The following is a 16,934-nucleotide window of genomic DNA, read 5'->3' on the forward strand; positions in this document are numbered from 1 at the left end:
TGATAGGCTGGATGTGGAAGCGCAGTAATGCGTGCAGCTGACCAGTACTAATAGCTCAATTGGCTTGATTTATGCACTGAAAAAAATTTTTTTAAATTATAGATATTTTTAAAACTTAAAGTAAAAGTTTTTGTAGATTTTTCTCATTTAATTTTAACATTTTTAAAAATTCATCTCTAGTATTCGAATATCTAAAAATTTGTTCATCTTTGGATGCCATTATGTCAATTTTAATTTTTAGACTAAAATCATTTATCATATTTAAAATAATTGGAGTTATACCTCCAAATTTTGAACTTTCATCAAATAGAATTATTTTTTTATATTTTTTTAATTCTTTAATAAAACTTATTTTATCAAATTTTTTAAGTCTGAATAAATTTATTACAGAAACATCTTTTCTTTTAATTGCAACTTCATTAGCTATTTTGCAAAAATAACCAGTCGATATTATAATATTTTTTTTAATTTTTGCTTTGAAGGTTAACGCAAAACCTTGCTTGATATTATATTTTATATTTTCATTAAAATTCATTATCCCTTTATCTATTCTAATATATGTGGGTCCCTTAATTTTATTGATATTTTTTGAGATTAAATGAGCGAGATTATTATCACTGATATTAATGATTTCGAATTCTGGAATTAAATACATTAGATATAAATCTTGTGTTCCGTGATGTGTTGGACCATCGTAGGAAAAAGAAAATCCAGGACCAACACCAATAATTTTCACATCTAGAGAATTACTAGCAATACTAAATCTCAACTGTTCGTAGCATCTAAAAGTTAAAAATGTACAAAACCCATAAACAATTGGTTTCTTGTTATTTTTTGCTAAACCTGATGCAATATTAATAAGATTTTGCTCAGCTACCCCAGCATCAATAAATCTTCTGTTTTTTCTTAATGATTTTAAAGAAAAAACGTCTGCATCATTTGTTAGAATAAAATAATTTTTATTTGTTAAAAATTTTTTTTTAATATTTTCGAAAAAAATATCTCTTATATCTGATAATTTATTCATATATTTGTTTTACTCTTTTGACTTCATTTTTAGGCAAATTTTGATGACTATATCGAAGATTATTTTCTGCAATACCCAAGCCCTTACCTTTTATTGTATCTGCAATTATAATCGATGATTTTTTTAGTTTTATTGCTTTATCATAACAATTTTTAATTTCTTTGTACTTGTGACCATTAATATAAAATACATTCAAATTGAGATTTTCTAAAAATTTTGAATCAAAAACTTCTTTTTTGTCTATTTTAACTGATGCGGAAATCTTATTTCTATCTATTATTATTATTAAATTATTTATTTTTTTTTCTGAAATATAAAAAAGAGCTTCCCAAACTGACCCTTCATCAATTTCAGCATCACCAATAATTATCCAAACTTTCCTTTTTGTATTTGCTAAAGCATGCCCTATTCCTACTCCAATAGCATGACCTAACGAGCCAGTGTTTGTATCAATAAATTTTGGTAATTTAAAAATATCAAGCTGACCTCCAATTTCTGCTCTTTTTTTTAAATTAATTAATTTTTGTTTTGAAACAAGTTTTTGATTTATTAATATTGAATAAAAGGCGCCTAGAGCATGACCTTTGCTTAAAAGAAATATAGATCTATTCTTTTTTGAAAGATTTATGTATCCACCATAAAATAATACTGTCATTAGATCGAGACAAGATGCAGTCCCACCTAAGTGATACTTGAAGCCTTTTTCGACTAAATCAAGAAATTCCCATTTAATTTTATTAGATATTTTCTTAAAATTCTTTACCATAAATTTTTTGATTAGGATCAGTAAATACTTCAATTAAATATGGTTTTTTATTTTTAAGAATTTTTTTAATTATTTTTTTAATATCAGAGATTTTTTTTATACTAAGATAATTTAAATCAAAAGCATTTGCAATTTTCTTAAAATTTAAAGTTCCAACGCCTGTTTGGTCCTCTGAGTCCAAAATATTTCCATCAAAAAAGTTACCCTGCCATTTTTTCATTGAAACATAACCTCCATTATTTATTACAAAGGTTTTAATATTCAATTTGTAGTGAGAAATAGTTTTTAATTCCTGGATGTTTAATTCTATTGAGCCATCTCCAGTAACAGATAATACTACATTATTTTTTTTAGCAACTGAGGCACCTATAGATAAAGGCAAAGAAAGACCCATTGCAGCATTAGCTGAGGATGAAATTTCGATTTGACCTTTATTAAAATTCCAAGCCTGTCCTCCAATGTAATAATTTGAACCTGCATCTGTAATTAGAATACTATTTGAAGGAGACAAATCATCCAGTTCATACATGAATTTATATAGATCTATTGGTTCTTTTTTTGAGTAAATATTTGGAATATAATTGTTTTTTTTTTCAAAAAGACATTCATTTTCCCATTTTTTAAAATTTATTTTTTTTGTTTTTTTAATATAATTGTAAAAACCACTTAAAAATTCAAATAAAGATCCATTAATTTTTAAATCAATTTTCTTTAAATTTAGATTGAGTTCATTCTGATCGTTATTGATTGAAATGGTGTAAGCTTTTTTTGCAAAATTTTTTGGGTTTCCCATACAAAAAGTAGGAGCAAATCTGCAGCCTAATCCAATTAATAAGTCACATTTTTCAGTAATTTTTTTTGTGTGTGGAAGACCTTTAATGCCACATAGACCTAAATTTAGTTTATTTTTATGAGGAAAAATATCGTTAGCAAACCTAGTTGTTATATATGGTATATTTAATTTTTTTTGTATTTTATTAAAAATGTCTTTAGACCCAGATTGTTTTAGTCCATTTCCTATTGCAAATAATGGTTTTTTTGAATTTAATAATTTAAAATATATTTTTTTATATAATTTTATATAATTTTTTTGTTTATATTTGGGCTTAAATTTCTTGAGTTTATTTTTAATTACTTTTTTGGACTGAATATCTAAAGGTATTTCAATCCATACAGGTCCCGGTCTTCCAGTTTTAGAAATATGTATTGCTTTTTCAATTTCATATTGAGATTTATTTGGGTCAGTCAATTTTACTGAGTATTTCGTTATATTTTTAAGTATTCTAGTAATACTAAACTCAGCTGTTCCCAATGTTCTAATATTTAATTTTTTATAATAATCAGCCGTATTGATGTTTTCTACTTGTCCAGAAATTACTACAATTGGAGTACTATCAACATATGCTTCAGCTAAACCTGGCAATGCGTTTGTAGCACCCGGACCTGCAGTAACACATACCGCGCCAACTGAATTCTTAGCTTTTGCATAGGCCTCAGCCATCATGGGTGCAGCAGCTTCATTTCTTGCGGCAATATATTTAATACCTTCTTTTTCTATTGAGTCGTTTAGATACATTGCCCCATATCCTGTGAGCATAAATATATCTTTTATACCCTCTTTTTTTAAACTTTTGGCAATTACGTCTGAAACAATCATTTCAATTTATTATATATTATAATTTAAATTATACATTCAATTAATAAAATTTTGATCTTAATATGAATTTTCTGTAGAGTTTATAAAAAATTAAAACACTATATCTAAATACACCAAAATTCATCAAGTAAACAAATAATTTTAATTTAAATATAAATGATGTCCCACTACCTTGCTCTAATTTTTCAATCGACGATAAATCAAAAGCCTCAAATTTTTCTAAACTTTCATCTCTTATTGAGTATTCATTATTAATACTATCAAATTTGACCCAATTGTGTTTTAAATACTTTATATCGTGCCCTAAAAATCTAAAACTAAGCATTTTATTTGATACTTTTTCTCTAAACTCATTCAAGGTAATATTGCTCCACAAAAATTTATAACCAGCATTATTGATTCTTAAATATAAATCAACATCAGCATAAGACCCAATATACTTTTTATTGTAGCTGCCTACCTTTTTTATCATTTCTCTTGAGATTAATCCTGCTACAGGGACTTTCGTTTTTGGATTATTAGAGATTAAATTCATCTCATTTGATGATACTTTTTCTCCATTAATTGAATAATTTAAACAGGTAAGGTTTTGAGGATTGGAATTTGCAAAAATAATCATATCCAGCAATGGATCTTCTGAACCCTCAAGAAAAGCATCGTCAGCACTTTGAAAAATATAGTAATTTTTTGAATACTTTAGTCCAATTTCCAAACATTGAGACACTTTAAAATTTGAGTTTATAAATCTTACATTCTCAGGCAATTTAGATTTACAATTTTTTGGACCAATAAATAAAATTTCAATATCAACTTTTTTGGATCTATAAGAGTTTATTACTCGTTCCCAAGTTTCTGGTTGATTAGATGGAATTATTATTGAGATAGAGTTTTTATTATCATTTATATCTGCCATTTTAATGTTTCTTATTTTTTTTTTGGTCAAATAGCATTACTTGTTCCGCCGTCGATTATAAAATTACTTCCATTTATGTATTTGGCATGATCAGAACTTAAAAATAAGCATAGAGGCGAAATATCTTCAGGTTTACCAATATGTTTTGTTGGAATCAGATTTTCAATTTTCTTCTTAAATTTTTTTGGATTTTTTCTTTTCTCAAATTCCCACCCAGTATTTTTTATAAAGATGGGCCCAGGCGATATAGAATTAAATGTTATATTTTTTTTTGTAAATTGATGTTTTTTTGAAAAAGATTTAATGATTCCATGCTGTGCACTTTTTGCCGCTGTAAACCAAGACCTATCCTCAACTCTACTTTCTATCCCACACACTGAACCTATAGCTATTACTCTTCCCCAATTATTTTTTATCATAGTAGGTAAAAAATATTTTGTAAAAATAATTAAACCACTATTATTTTTTTTATAAACTTCATCCCAAACATTTAATTTAGTTTTTAAAAAGTTATCTTTCCCCCATCTACCACCTCCACCAACGTTGTGAATTAAGATATCAATTTTTTTATATTTATTTAATACTTCCTTTGAAAAATTATGAATAAAATCATCATCGAGAATATCACCTTGCTTAATCAAATATTTACTCGTTGTTTTGTTTAATTTTTTTTTAAGATTATTTATTTTTTTTTGATCTCTGGAAAAAGTTATTACGTTAGCACCTAATTTTGCAAAATTTAGTAGACAGTCCAATCCAATTCCATGTGTTGCACCTGATATGAAAACGTTTTTTTTTTTAAAAGATAAATTCATATTTATTTATTAATTTTCCAAACTATAAGGTTATATCCTTCCATCATTAAACTTCCAAATGGACTTTTACACGTTTTTATTATTTTAATAACGTTTTTTTTCTCTAACTTTTTTAATTTAAAAAGAAGATTGGAAGTATATTTTCTTTTTGACTGAAAAATTTTACCTAAATAATCTGCTAGATTTTTATTATCATAAAAATCTGCACAAGGCTCTACATGTACAATTATTTTAGGTTTTTGAGAAATAACATATTTAATAAATTTATCTATTTTTCCAGATAATTGTTCAATAGCCCCTGAAGTATAAATAGCAGAATTATTTAAGAGCTTAATTTTTTTATTTGGGTTCATCATATCAAAACGAAATGATTGTAAATTAATTCTTTTTCTCTTTGATATTAATTTTAAAATTTTAATAGAGGATAAAACAAAATCTGATCCAAATAATTTTTTTTTTGGATAAATTTTTGAAAGCTCAACCAAATTATGTCCAGTACCAGCACCAAATTCATAAATATTGTCAACTTTTGAAAAATATTTTTTAAAATACCAGTTTCTGTAAATATCCAACATTTTAATTTCAAAATTTGAATTTTTTACTTTTATAAATTTCCCACCCAATCTAAAATACCTATTTTCTCTTGCAGTATAAAATTTAGGAAATAACGAGTTTACATTTTTATCTTTTCTATAAATATTTAGTGTTTCATTCCAACCTTGAAACCATTTATTCTTTCTGCCCCGGGAAGCAATAATTTGTTTATCTTCAAATATTTTACTTAAAACTTTTATAATAAGATCGTTATTTTCTTTTTCATTAAGGTAGTTAAATTTTAATTGTTTCTTTATTTTTGTTTTACAATATTTATTAACTTCAGTTATATTTGTTTTGAATAGTTTTGCTAAAATGCTACTATTTATATTCATTAAAAATAAGTTTTAATAAGTTTGATTAATTTTAAAAAGATCATATACAATATATTTAATACAACTATTAATAAATTCTGCCAATTATGAAAAAAAGGGTTCTTATTACAGGAATAACTGGAATGGTAGGATCTCACTTGACTGATTTAATTTTAAGGAAAACTAACTGGGAAATTTATGGATTATGTAGGTGGAGAAGCCCTCTAGATAATATAGAGCATCTTTTGCATTGGGCTAATAAAAAAAATTCAAGGATAAAATTTATTAGTGCAGATTTAAATGATTATAGTTCTTTGATATATGCTTTAAAAAAATCAAAACCTAATTATGTTTTTCACTTAGCTGCACAAAGTTTTCCCAAATCAAGTTTTGAAGAAGCTAACTCTACATTTAATACTAATTTTATAGGAACATATAATTTACTTAACGCAATAAAATTTTTAAAACTAAACCCTTTTATACATGTATGTTCTTCATCAGAAGTTTTTGGTAAAGTAAAAAAAGAAAATTTGCCAATTAATGAAAATTGCAATTATCATCCAGCATCTCCTTACGCAATTTCAAAAGTTGGTACAGATATGGTTGGAAAATATTTTTTTGAAGCTTTCAATTTAAAAGTATTAACCACAAGAATGTTTACACATACAGGACCAAGAAGGGGAGATGTTTTTGCTGAATCTTCATTTGCAAAACAAATTGCAATGATTGAAGCAAAAAAAATCAAACCAGTTGTAAAAGTTGGAAATTTAAAATCTTTGAGAACTTTTGCTGATGTAAGAGATGCAGTAAACGCCTATTACTTACTTTTAACAAAAAATCCTAAACCAGGAGAAGTATATAATATTGGAGGAAATTATTCATGCACAGTTGGCGAAATGTTGAAGTATTTAATCTCTTTATCTACATCAAAAAAAATTAAAATTATTACTGATCGGGCTAGATTAAGACCAATTGATGCTGATTTACAAATACCAGATACAACTAAGTTTTATAAAGCAACTGGTTGGAGGCCAAAAATAACATTTAAACAGACAATGCAAGATTTGCTTAATTATTGGAGAAAAAGAGTTAAGTCAAAAAATTTTTTAGATAGATAATTTTTTATGTTTAATAAAAATCAATTAATAAATTTTGAAGAAGAAATAAAAAAGATTTATGAGTCTGGAAAAATACGGGCACCTATTCATCTGTCTGGAAACAATGAAGAACATTTAATCAAAATATTTAAAAAAATAAAAAAAAATGACTGGGTTTTTTCAACATGGAGAAACCACTACCATGCACTTCTCAAAGGTATACCAAAGGAGTGGCTTAAAAAGGAAATAATAAAAGGAAGGAGCATGGGTATAAATAGTATAAAACATAAATTTTATTCTTCCGCAATTGTGGGAGGAATTCTTCCTATAGCATTAGGTGTAGCCAAATCAATTAAGTTGAAAAAACAAAAAACTAAAGTTTGGGTTTTTATTGGCGATATGACTTTTGAAACAGGAGTTTTTCACGAGTGTTATAAATTTTCTAAAAATATGAAATTACCAATTAAATTTGTTGTTGAAGATAATAATATGAGCACAAATAGTCCTACCGATAAGGTTTGGGGAAAAAAAAGTAAGACACCAAAAAATGTATTTTATTATAAGTACAAAAGAAAGTATCCACACCATGGTACTGGAGGATGGGTTTTATTCTAATGAAATATAAAAGTGAACTAGTTAAATCGATGTCTTATTTGGGAAAAAAAAAGGATACCATTTTTTTAGGACAATCAGTTTCCTATTCTGGCAATGCCATTTATAATACCTTGGTTGGTGTACCTGCTAAAAAAAAAGTTGAATTACCAGTTTTTGAAGATGTTCAAATGGGGATGTCAATTGGAATGGCATTAAATGGCCATGTTGTGATCACTTGTTTTCCTAGATTTGATTTTTTAATTTGTGCTATGAATCAGCTTGTAAATCATTTGGATAAAATTAGACAGATGTCTAGAGGTGAAATGAGGCCAAAGGTAATAATTAGAACTTCTATAGGATCAAAAAATCCTCTTGATGGTGGACCACAGCACACGCAAGATTATACAAAAGAAATTAAACAGATGTTAAATGAAGTAAAAGTGATATTTTTAAATAAATCAGAAAATATATTTACCTCATTTAAAAAAGCTTATGATGATAAAAATTGCTATTCTTATCTTTTTATTGAGCACGGTGATTTTTATAATGATAAATAATATTAAAAATATATGAATTTAAAAGACCATGTAAATTTTTTTGAAAACAAAAAAGTTTTAGTTACAGGTGGAACAGGATTAATTGGAAGATTTGTTGTAAATAAATTATGCGAACTCAATGCTGATGTTACAGTTGTTTCGTTAGATGAATTAAAATTAAACAATAAGGCAATATATATCAAAGGTGATCTTACCGATTTTGAATTTTGTAAAAAAATTTCAAAAAATATAGATTTTGCATTTCACATTTCAGGTGTTAAAGGATCAGTAAAAGTTACAATTGAAAAACCATCAAGTTTTTTTGTGCCCTTAATCATGATGAATACAAACTTTTTAGAGGCATGTAGATTAAATAAGGTCAAAAGATTAGTTTATACTAGTTCTATAGGCGCTTATTCTAGTAGAGAAATTTTTATAGAAGATGAAGAGGATAATAGTAAACCTCCGATGGATATGTACCCGGGTTGGGCCAAAAGAATGGCGGAAATGCAAATCCTCGCTTACAAAAAACAATATAATTTAAATAATTTTTTTGCAGTAAGACCCTGTAATGTATATGGACCCGGAGACAATTTTGACCCAGAAAACGCAATGGTTATACCTACTCTTATGAACAGGATTTTTAAAAAAGAAGATCCTGTTGTTATTTGGGGAGACGGTTCGGCTATAAGAGATTTTGCTTACGCAGAGGACGTAGCTGATGGTATTATTTTGACTCTTATAAAAGGAACTGGAAAATTTGATTTTTTAAACCTTGGTAGTGGAAATGGTTACTCTATAAAAAAGCTTGTGGAAACACTTTGCGAAATTCACAAATTTAATTATAAATTTGATACAAGTAAAGACTCTGGTTTTCCAAGACGTATTATGAATATAGATAATGCTAAAAAAATTTTAGGCTTCAACCCAAAATATTCCTTAAAAAAAGGTCTAGAAGAGACATGGTCATGGTACATTAACAATAGCTCACAAACTAAAAAAAGACATAATTATTTTAAATAAATGAAATCATATTCTGATTGGAAAATAGAAGAGACCTCTCTAAAAGGAGTTAAAAAAATAATTCCCTCAACTTTTCAAGATCATAGAGGGTCTTACACAGAGACTTACAATAAAGAGTTTATGACTGAAAACAAAATAGAAATCGATTTTTTACAAGACGATATTTCAATATCTCACAAAAATGTGCTCAGAGGTCTTCATGGAGATAAAAAAACATCTAAATTCGTAAGCTGTTTATACGGTAGTTTTCAATTAATTGTTGTAAATAATGATCCAGCTTCTGATCAATTTAAAAAATGGGAAAGTTTTGATTTATCCTCTGAAAACAGAAATCAAATATTAATTCCTCCAAAATTTGGAAATGGTCATTTGGTTTTAAGTGATTTTGCTATCTTTCATTACAAACAAAATACTCAATATGACAGAGAATCTCAATTCACAATTAAATGGAATGATCCGTCATATGGGTTTAAATGGAAAAATAAAAATCCAATTTTATCATTAAGAGACAAATAGAACAACTTAAATGAAAAAAAAAATACTTATTACTGGAGGATCAGGCTTTATAGGAATTAATTTAATTAAAACATTAGATAAAACTAAAAAATACGAAATAATATCTACATATTATAAATCAAAAAATTTTTTTAAAGTAAAAGGAGTAAAGTATTTTAAAGTTAATTTAGAAAACCCAAAACAATGTATTAAAATAACAAAAGGAATTGATATTGTTGTAATGTGTGCAGCAAACTCTTCGGGAGCTGCAATAATGGAAAAAACCCCGCTAGTTCATTTAACACCAAATATAAGGATGAATTTAAATATGCTTGAAGCAGCACATCAAAGACTTGTAAAAAAATTTATATTTATAAGCAGTAACACAGTTTATCCTTTGAGTAATCGCGCGATGAGGGAAAAAGATGCTAAATTCGATTTTTTTGAGAAATATCACATTGTAGGATGGATGAAGAGGTTTTCCGAAATTGTTTGCGATATTTACTCAAACAAAATTAAAAAAAAGATGACAACAATTATTGTGAGACCTGGTAATTTATACGGGCCACATGATAAATTTGATCCTCAAAAATCTAAAGTAATTCCTTCATTGATTAGAAAATTAACCTCTAAAAAAAAATTAATTGAGGTATGGGGTGATGGAAAAGATCTTAAAGATTTTTTATATATTCAAGATTTTTGTGATGCACTTGTGAAAATTATAAAAAATTCAAAAAAATCAGAAATTCTTAATATTGCAAGTGGAAAATCAATTACAATTAAAGAAATTATTCATTTGTTACTAAATATTGAAAACAAGAAAGACAGAAAAATTTTTTATGATAAATCAAAACCATCAATGATACCAAAAAGATTGATAGATATATCAAAAATTAAAAAGAAGTATAAATTTAGTGTTACCACACCAATTAGACAAGGTCTCAAGAATACTGTGAATTGGTATAAAAAAAATAATAATTTATGATAATTACAAGAACACCTTTCAGAATATCTTTATTTGGCGGAGGAACAGATTATCCTGAATGGTTTAGTAAAAATAAAGGTCAAGTTATTTCTCTAGCAATTAATAAATATTGTCATGTCACCGCTAGGTATTTGCCACCATATTTTAAATATAATTATAGAATCAGATTCTTTGATGAACAAAAAGTAAAAATAATTAAGAGCATTAGAAATCCGGTTGTAAGGGAGTCTCTTAATTATCTTAAGTTTCAAAATGATAAGATTGAATTAGTTCACCACGCAGATCTTCCTGGCATGTCAGGCTTGGGGGGAAGTTCTGCGTTTGCAGTTGGTCTTTTAAATGCTTTAAATAATTTGAAATTAAAAAAATTTGATAAAAAATCTCTTGCAAAGCAGGCTATTCATTTAGAAAGAAATTTAATTAAAGAAAAAGTTGGTTATCAAGATCAAATTATTTGCTCTTACGGAGGGTTAAGATTAACTGAATTTTTAAAAAATAAGGAATTTAAATCAAAAGTTTTAAATATAAATAATCAAATTACTCATCAAATCGAAAATAATTTTTTTATCGTTTATACAGGATTGCAAAGATTTTCAAAAAATATAACAAATAATTTATCAAAAAAAACAATCTCTTCTAAAAATGACATACATTTAGGTGAAATCTATAAATCCACGCTAGAGGCATCAAAATTATTTCAATCCAAAAATTTAGATTTAAAGTTATTTGGTGAACTTATGTCTTCTCAGTGGGATAGAAAAAAAAAATTAGCTGAAGGAATAACTAATAAATCAATTGAAGAATTATATGATTTAGGAATTTCAAGTGGTTCATATGGAGCAAAGTTATTAGGTGCTGGTGGCGGAGGTTTTTTATTGTTTGTTGTTCCAGATGAAAAAATAACAAAATTTAAAAAAATTTTTTCTAAAAAAAAATATTTACAATTCAAAATTGACAAAGAAGGAACGAAGTTGTTGTATGATTGGAGAATAAATTAATTTTTATTTGTAAAATCTTTTATCTGTTTATACAAGTTATTTTCATCAAATTTATAATTTAACTTACTTTTTTCAGCAGCAATTTTGTCACTCATTTTATCACCTATCATTAAACTTTTTTTAAGATCAATGTCCCACTCTTTTATTACCTGTTTGATCATAAGATTTCCTGGTTTTCTAAAAAGTGATTTTTTTTTATATTTTTTAATAATTGCATTAGGGTGAAATGGACAATATTTGACGTCATTGATGTATATTTTTTTTTTCGACAGGTACTCTTTTATTTTTTTATGTAATAAAAAAAAATCATCTTCTTTAAAGTAACCTTTGGCTATGCCAGCTTGGTTAGTAATAAAAAAAATTAAATAATTTTTTTTATTTAAATACGAAAGACCTTTTAAAACAAATTGTTTAAATTTAAAATTTTTCCATTTATATGTGTAACCGCTATCATAATTTATTACACCGTCTCTATCTAAGAAAATTGCTGGTTTCTTTAAAAGTTTTGAAAGTTTTTCTTTTGCGAATATTAAATTTTTAGGTGTACCTATATCTAAAAAAAAATTGTTAGTTATAATTCCACCTACTTTTTTATTTTTAATTAAATTGGGTAGAACATCATTTTCAATAGAATTTGAAAATTTAAAATTTATATTATTTAGAAGTTTTCTCTTAATAAAATAAACACCACCATTCATTAATTTTGATTTTTGTGAGAGATAAATTTTAGACTTTATTAATTTTAATCCATTTAAAGTTAAATTAGACTTATAATTTAAGTTTTTAATTAAAATCATGTCTATATCAGTATTTTTATTTGTTTTCTTAAATATTAGATCATGAAAATTTGTATCAATAATTGAATCCCCATTACTTAGTATAAAATCATTTTTAATGAATTTTTTTATATTTTTTACTGCACCCCAAGTTCCCAATTTTTTCTTTTCAATAAAACATTTAACTTTGATAAAGTTATAAGTCTGGTTATGAAAAAATTTGTAAATTAAATTACCTTTGTATCCAGCTAAAATATAAATATTTTCAAAATTATATTTTGCAAAACTTCTTATTAGTATTTCAAGAAAAGTTTTATTATTAATTTTAATTAAGGGTTTGGGTTTTTTTTGAGTAAAAGAACCTAACCTGGATCCTAAACCACCAGCTAGTATTACAAGGTCTATTTTCTTCATAAATCTTTATAACAGAAAAATTATAATGTATGTTATCAAATGAGTATGAGAATATTAAAAGTTGCAGTTGGAGGAGGCATTAATGAGGAAAATTTAAAAGGAACTCTTCTTTACAAACTTTTTGAAAAATTATCAAAAAATTCAATTAAATTTTCAAATTTTTCAAGTGCAGATTTAATTTTCTATGGACCTTATTACAATTTTTATGAAAAAATCGCTAATAAATTAAAAAAAAAAATATATCCATCTCAATATTTTGATCCAAGGATACTGAATTTTTCAAAAAATAAAAAAAAAAACTCTTTAGAAATTTTCTTATCATTTGAAAATTCAATTAGATTTAAAGATATTAAAGCAGATTTTTATTTTACAAATTTATTAGGCATTAATGACAATAATCATTTTAGAATACCTTATTGGAAAAATTGTGCAAATTGGCCAGAGTACGATATTTACTTTAATGATAATTCTGACAATGTGATACATCGTTATGGAGAAGCTTACGATACAAAAAGAATGATGCAAGAGTTTGGTAACTCTTTTTTAACTAAGAATAGAAAATTTTGTATTTTCACTTCACACATGATGTATCCAAGAAAACAAATATATGAAGTTTTCAAAAATAATTTTACAGTTGACGGTTATGGGCCTTACTTTGATAAAAAAAGTGTTAGTCACAATTCCGGAATTATTAAGAAAAAGGATATTTTAAAAAATTATATGTTTAATTTATGCCCTCATACATTTTCAACACCTGGTTTATATAGTAGCGATGTTAGTGATGCATTTTTGTCAGGAAGTTTACCTGTAACTTGGGCAGATAAAAATATTGATTATGAATTTAATAAGAACGCATTTATTAATTTGATAGATTATCAGAATGAAAATTTTTCTGAAATTATTAATTATTTAAAAGATGATAATTTTTTAAAAAAATTTGTAAAAGAACCTTTAATTCTTAAAAAACCTGATTTAAAAAAAGAAATTGAATTTGTTCAAAAAATAATAAATTCCTTATAAAATTTTTTTTAAATATGAATATTATTTAAAATTAACTTATACCAATAGTTTTTAAAATTACTTTTTTATTTTTAAAATTTAAAAATTTCCATAAATCTATAATCAAAACTTTTTTCGAATATTTTATTTTTTCTAATTTTTTAAATTTACTATTTTGATAGCATACAAATATAACATCACATTTTTTTCCAAAATTATTTAAATTTTTTTCTAAATTAGTAATTTTTATATCAGGCTTATATTCATCATAAGCAACTGTCTTATATTTTTTTTTAAAATAATTATAAAGAAGAATTCCTGGTGAACGAGTCGTAATATTAGTATTTTGTTTATAGGACAAACCACAAATTCCAACCGTTGGTTTTTTTAACTTATTAAATTTGTTAAAAGCTTTTATATATCTTTTTAATTGAACATCATTTACGTTATCAATTGCTTTAGGCAAACTACTATTAAGCTTTTTATCGCTAAGATATTTTGAAAAGTTCAAATTATCACGTGGAAAACATGGTCCCGAAAATAAAGCTCCTAGTGAAAGATATTTTTTTCCTATTCTTGTATCGTGTCCAACTGCATCTAAAATATTAGATGAATTAATATTTTTTATTTTATCAGAAATTTGCGAAATTGTATTCGTGAAAGATATTTTCATAGTGATAAAGGTATTGATTGCTATTTTAGAAATTTCAGCCTCTTCAAGGTTTAAAAATTTTAGTTTCGAAATTTTTTTTTTATAAAGAGGTGCATAAATTTTTCTTAAAAAATTGTGTCCATATTTTAATTTACTTCCAATTAAGACAACATCACTATTTAAAACATCATTATAGATTGATCCTAAAGCAATCAGATGAGGATTATATGTAATTATAAACTCTTTTCCGTGAACTAAATTAAATTTATTTTCTAAATGCTTTATAAATTTATCACATGAGCCTGGATTTACTGTAGATGTGATATTGATGATATATTTCTTTTTATTTTTTAGATATTTTCCTATTTCATTTAATGAATTGTAAATATATTTATTATCAAATTCTTTATTTTTTTTTGATGGTGTTGGTACAATAACAAAACTACATGTAGTATTCGAAACAGATGTTTTAAAATCTTCTTCAAATTTAAATTTATTATAATTTTTTTTAATTAAACTATTTAATTTTGGTTCAGCATTTTTTATGTTTTTGTCTATATTTCTTTTTATTTTTTTATCAATATCATAGCCATACACAAAATTATTTTTACTTGCCAAAATAAAAGAAAAAATTAATCCTAGTTTCCCCAAACCTATGCATAATACTTTATTCATAATTTATAGTTTTTTAATGAAAAATTTTGTTATGTATATAAAATATTTTACTAAAAATTAATATGTTCAAAATTTTTACTTTATTTTCTAGAAAACACAAATATCTGTTATTTTTTTCTCTTGGATTTTTATTATCCTTAACTTTTTTTGAATTGTTAATTTTTTCTCTTTTACAAGAAATTCTGAATTATTTTAATGATACAAATGTAAATAATAAAATATCAAATATATTTACTTTTTTAGATGGAAGTAGTTTTAAATTTTTATTGATAACTTTTTTTATAATTTTTACACTTAGAAGTTTTGTATATGTTTGCTTGTCTTATGTGCGAAATAAATTAGTTCAAAGTGTAAATAATGATATTTCAAAAAAAGTTTTTTCTAATTATTTAAAGAGGGATTTTAATTTTTTTATAAACACGAATTCTTCAAAATTAATATCAAATATTATACTTGAAGTAGAAAAATTTGCTTATCGAACAATTGATCCTTTAATATATTTTTTAGCAGAGGTATTTATTATTTTGGGAATCTTCCTTTTTTTATCCTTTAGTTATTTTCAAGAAACTCTTCTAATGACTTTGTTAATTTTTATATTTTATTTTATATTTTATAAAACTTATATAATTAGAATTCAAAGTTTGGGTAAAAAAAAAACAGATTCAGACTCAAGAAAAATAGATGATTTACAAAAAAGTTTTTACATAATTAATGAAATTAAAATTGGAAAACTTGAAAATTTTTTTAAAAAAAATTTTTATTCAAATACAGAAAAATCTTCTCAAAGCATGTTTATTTTGACATTTTTTACTGATCTGCCTAAAGCGATAATTGAGTTAATATCTTTGTTGTTCATTTTTTTGCTTTTGTATTATTCATTTTTTTTTCTTAATTATGAAAAAAAAGAAATTTTATCAATGAGTGGTATATTTGTTATAGCTTTATTTAGACTTTTGCCCTCAGCAAATAGAATTTATCATTCATTAAATTCAATTAAATATCATTACTCTTCTATAGATATTATTCACTCTGAAATATCAAATAATAAAATAAATAAAAAAACAGAAACTAAAAAAATTATTTATGAAAAAGGTTCTATAAAATTAAACAATGTCTCATTTGGCTACAGACAAGAAAAAAATATTTTAAGTAGAGTGAATTTAGAACTTAACTCTGGAAAATTAATTGGTATTTATGGAGAAAGTGGAAGTGGTAAATCAACATTTTTAAATTTAATTTGTGGACTTCTAGATCCTACAATTGGAGAAATAACATATAATTCTAAAAATATTAAATATGATAAAGAGTCTTACTATGATCTAGTGGGTTATGTTTCTCAAAATATATTTTTAATAGAAGATACCTTGAAAAAAAATATTGTACTTGGTGATCAAACCTTTGACCCTGATAAATTTTCTAAAGTAATAAAGCTATCTAATCTTACCCAAACTATCGAAGAAATGACAAATAAAGAAAATACTAATCTAGGAGAATATGGCTCTCTTGTCTCTGGTGGCCAAAAACAAAGAATTGGTATTGCTAGAGCTTTATATAAAAATTCAGAAATACTAGTATTGGATGAACCTACAAGTGCACTTGATACA

The 16,934-nt window shown here is 25.0% G+C and carries 17 protein-coding genes and 1 rRNA gene; 10 read left to right on the top strand and 8 right to left on the bottom strand.

Annotation, left to right across the window (positions count from 1 at the left end):
- Window positions 1-72 (top strand): 23S ribosomal RNA (locus tag AMO08_RS01740); the annotation flags it as partial.
- 43 nt (window positions 73-115) lie between these two features.
- On the opposite strand, the gene AMO08_RS01745 is transcribed toward AMO08_RS01740, so the two are convergent.
- From AMO08_RS01745 to AMO08_RS01770, 6 genes are read right to left on the bottom strand one after another with little or no spacing between them, the layout of a single operon-like run.
- A complete protein-coding gene (locus AMO08_RS01745; RefSeq protein ID WP_075484570.1) occupies window positions 116-1,027 on the bottom strand; it encodes a transketolase C-terminal domain-containing protein in 912 nt (303 codons plus the stop codon).
- Window positions 1,020-1,793, bottom strand: a complete 774-nt coding sequence (locus tag AMO08_RS01750; RefSeq protein ID WP_075484572.1) for a 1-deoxy-D-xylulose-5-phosphate synthase N-terminal domain-containing protein — start codon at window positions 1,791-1,793, stop codon at window positions 1,020-1,022. Before AMO08_RS01750 ends, AMO08_RS01745 begins: the two co-directional genes overlap by 8 nt.
- Window positions 1,777-3,450, bottom strand: coding sequence for a thiamine pyrophosphate-binding protein (locus AMO08_RS01755; protein WP_075484574.1), 1,674 nt, complete (start codon window positions 3,448-3,450; stop codon window positions 1,777-1,779). The genes AMO08_RS01750 and AMO08_RS01755 overlap by 17 nt, the downstream gene beginning before the upstream one ends.
- Window positions 3,451-3,490: 40 nt before the next feature.
- Window positions 3,491-4,363, bottom strand: a complete 873-nt coding sequence (locus AMO08_RS01760) for a glycosyltransferase family 2 protein (RefSeq protein ID WP_143323788.1) — start codon at window positions 4,361-4,363, stop codon at window positions 3,491-3,493.
- Window positions 4,364-4,389: 26 nt separating this feature from the next.
- Complete coding sequence (locus AMO08_RS01765) at window positions 4,390-5,178, bottom strand: SDR family NAD(P)-dependent oxidoreductase (RefSeq protein ID WP_075484578.1); 789 nt, start codon at window positions 5,176-5,178, stop codon at window positions 4,390-4,392.
- Between the two features lie 2 nt (window positions 5,179-5,180).
- Complete coding sequence (locus tag AMO08_RS01770; RefSeq protein WP_075484580.1) at window positions 5,181-6,107, bottom strand: class I SAM-dependent methyltransferase; 927 nt, start codon at window positions 6,105-6,107, stop codon at window positions 5,181-5,183.
- Window positions 6,108-6,193: 86 nt separating this feature from the next.
- Between AMO08_RS01770 and AMO08_RS01775 the strand changes: the two genes are divergently transcribed.
- Genes AMO08_RS01775 through AMO08_RS01805 form a run of 7 tightly spaced genes read left to right on the top strand, consistent with a single transcriptional unit; the run spans window position 6,194 to window position 11,814 of the window.
- Window positions 6,194-7,204, top strand: coding sequence for a GDP-mannose 4,6-dehydratase (locus tag AMO08_RS01775; RefSeq protein WP_075484582.1), 1,011 nt, complete (start codon window positions 6,194-6,196; stop codon window positions 7,202-7,204).
- A gap of 6 nt (window positions 7,205-7,210) precedes the next feature.
- Complete coding sequence (locus AMO08_RS01780; protein ID WP_075484584.1) at window positions 7,211-7,798, top strand: thiamine pyrophosphate-dependent enzyme; 588 nt, start codon at window positions 7,211-7,213, stop codon at window positions 7,796-7,798.
- Entirely contained in the window at window positions 7,798-8,334 is a 537-nt protein-coding gene (locus AMO08_RS01785) for a hypothetical protein (RefSeq protein ID WP_075484612.1), read from the top strand. Before AMO08_RS01780 ends, AMO08_RS01785 begins: the two co-directional genes overlap by 1 nt.
- Window positions 8,335-8,346: 12 nt before the next feature.
- On the top strand, window positions 8,347-9,336 hold the full coding sequence (locus AMO08_RS01790) for an NAD-dependent epimerase/dehydratase family protein (protein ID WP_075484586.1): 990 nt from the start codon (window positions 8,347-8,349) through the stop codon (window positions 9,334-9,336).
- Complete coding sequence (locus AMO08_RS01795) at window positions 9,337-9,852, top strand: dTDP-4-dehydrorhamnose 3,5-epimerase family protein (protein WP_075484588.1); 516 nt, start codon at window positions 9,337-9,339, stop codon at window positions 9,850-9,852.
- 10 nt (window positions 9,853-9,862) lie between these two features.
- Window positions 9,863-10,816: an NAD-dependent epimerase/dehydratase family protein gene (locus tag AMO08_RS01800; RefSeq protein ID WP_075484589.1), complete on the top strand. Its 954-nt coding sequence runs from the start codon at window positions 9,863-9,865 to the stop codon at window positions 10,814-10,816.
- Window positions 10,813-11,814 (top strand): GHMP family kinase ATP-binding protein, encoded by a 1,002-nt coding sequence (locus tag AMO08_RS01805; protein ID WP_075484591.1) that lies wholly within the window; start codon window positions 10,813-10,815, stop codon window positions 11,812-11,814. The genes AMO08_RS01800 and AMO08_RS01805 overlap by 4 nt, the downstream gene beginning before the upstream one ends.
- On the opposite strand, the gene AMO08_RS01810 is transcribed toward AMO08_RS01805, so the two are convergent.
- A complete protein-coding gene (locus tag AMO08_RS01810; RefSeq protein ID WP_075484593.1) occupies window positions 11,811-13,004 on the bottom strand; it encodes an HAD-IIIA family hydrolase in 1,194 nt (397 codons plus the stop codon). The genes AMO08_RS01805 and AMO08_RS01810 overlap by 4 nt on opposite strands.
- Window positions 13,005-13,049: 45 nt before the next feature.
- Here AMO08_RS01810 and AMO08_RS01815 point away from each other — a divergent pair, with 45 nt between their 5' ends.
- Window positions 13,050-14,024, top strand: a complete 975-nt coding sequence (locus AMO08_RS01815; protein ID WP_075484595.1) for a hypothetical protein — start codon at window positions 13,050-13,052, stop codon at window positions 14,022-14,024.
- A gap of 31 nt (window positions 14,025-14,055) precedes the next feature.
- Here AMO08_RS01815 and AMO08_RS01820 read toward each other — a convergent pair whose 3' ends face one another.
- Window positions 14,056-15,330 (bottom strand): nucleotide sugar dehydrogenase, encoded by a 1,275-nt coding sequence (locus AMO08_RS01820; protein ID WP_075484597.1) that lies wholly within the window; start codon window positions 15,328-15,330, stop codon window positions 14,056-14,058.
- Between the two features lie 62 nt (window positions 15,331-15,392).
- Between AMO08_RS01820 and AMO08_RS01825 the strand changes: the two genes are divergently transcribed.
- Window positions 15,393-16,934: ATP-binding cassette domain-containing protein (locus AMO08_RS01825; RefSeq protein ID WP_075484599.1), on the top strand; the 1,542-nt coding region annotated here is incomplete at its 3' end.

Source organism: Candidatus Pelagibacter communis (assembly GCF_001180205.1).
Classification (GTDB): domain Bacteria; phylum Pseudomonadota; class Alphaproteobacteria; order Pelagibacterales; family Pelagibacteraceae; genus Pelagibacter; species Pelagibacter ubique_O.

Excerpts from the sequence above, each read along its gene's own strand:
- AMO08_RS01745 (WP_075484570.1), bottom strand. The coding sequence starts at position 1,027 with ATGAATAAATTATCAGATATAAGAGATATTTTTTTCGAAAATATTAAA.
- AMO08_RS01750 (WP_075484572.1), bottom strand. The coding sequence starts at position 1,793 with ATGGTAAAGAATTTTAAGAAAATATCTAATAAAATTAAATGGGAATTT.
- AMO08_RS01755 (WP_075484574.1), bottom strand. The coding sequence starts at position 3,450 with ATGATTGTTTCAGACGTAATTGCCAAAAGTTTAAAAAAAGAGGGTATA.
- AMO08_RS01760 (WP_143323788.1), bottom strand. The coding sequence starts at position 4,363 with ATGGCAGATATAAATGATAATAAAAACTCTATCTCAATAATAATTCCA.
- AMO08_RS01765 (WP_075484578.1), bottom strand. The coding sequence starts at position 5,178 with ATGAATTTATCTTTTAAAAAAAAAAACGTTTTCATATCAGGTGCAACA.
- AMO08_RS01770 (WP_075484580.1), bottom strand. The coding sequence starts at position 6,107 with ATGAATATAAATAGTAGCATTTTAGCAAAACTATTCAAAACAAATATA.
- AMO08_RS01775 (WP_075484582.1), top strand. The coding sequence starts at position 6,194 with ATGAAAAAAAGGGTTCTTATTACAGGAATAACTGGAATGGTAGGATCT.
- AMO08_RS01780 (WP_075484584.1), top strand. The coding sequence starts at position 7,211 with ATGTTTAATAAAAATCAATTAATAAATTTTGAAGAAGAAATAAAAAAG.
- AMO08_RS01785 (WP_075484612.1), top strand. The coding sequence starts at position 7,798 with ATGAAATATAAAAGTGAACTAGTTAAATCGATGTCTTATTTGGGAAAA.
- AMO08_RS01790 (WP_075484586.1), top strand. The coding sequence starts at position 8,347 with ATGAATTTAAAAGACCATGTAAATTTTTTTGAAAACAAAAAAGTTTTA.
- AMO08_RS01795 (WP_075484588.1), top strand. The coding sequence starts at position 9,337 with ATGAAATCATATTCTGATTGGAAAATAGAAGAGACCTCTCTAAAAGGA.
- AMO08_RS01800 (WP_075484589.1), top strand. The coding sequence starts at position 9,863 with ATGAAAAAAAAAATACTTATTACTGGAGGATCAGGCTTTATAGGAATT.
- AMO08_RS01805 (WP_075484591.1), top strand. The coding sequence starts at position 10,813 with ATGATAATTACAAGAACACCTTTCAGAATATCTTTATTTGGCGGAGGA.
- AMO08_RS01810 (WP_075484593.1), bottom strand. The coding sequence starts at position 13,004 with ATGAAGAAAATAGACCTTGTAATACTAGCTGGTGGTTTAGGATCCAGG.
- AMO08_RS01815 (WP_075484595.1), top strand. The coding sequence starts at position 13,050 with ATGAGAATATTAAAAGTTGCAGTTGGAGGAGGCATTAATGAGGAAAAT.
- AMO08_RS01820 (WP_075484597.1), bottom strand. The coding sequence starts at position 15,330 with ATGAATAAAGTATTATGCATAGGTTTGGGGAAACTAGGATTAATTTTT.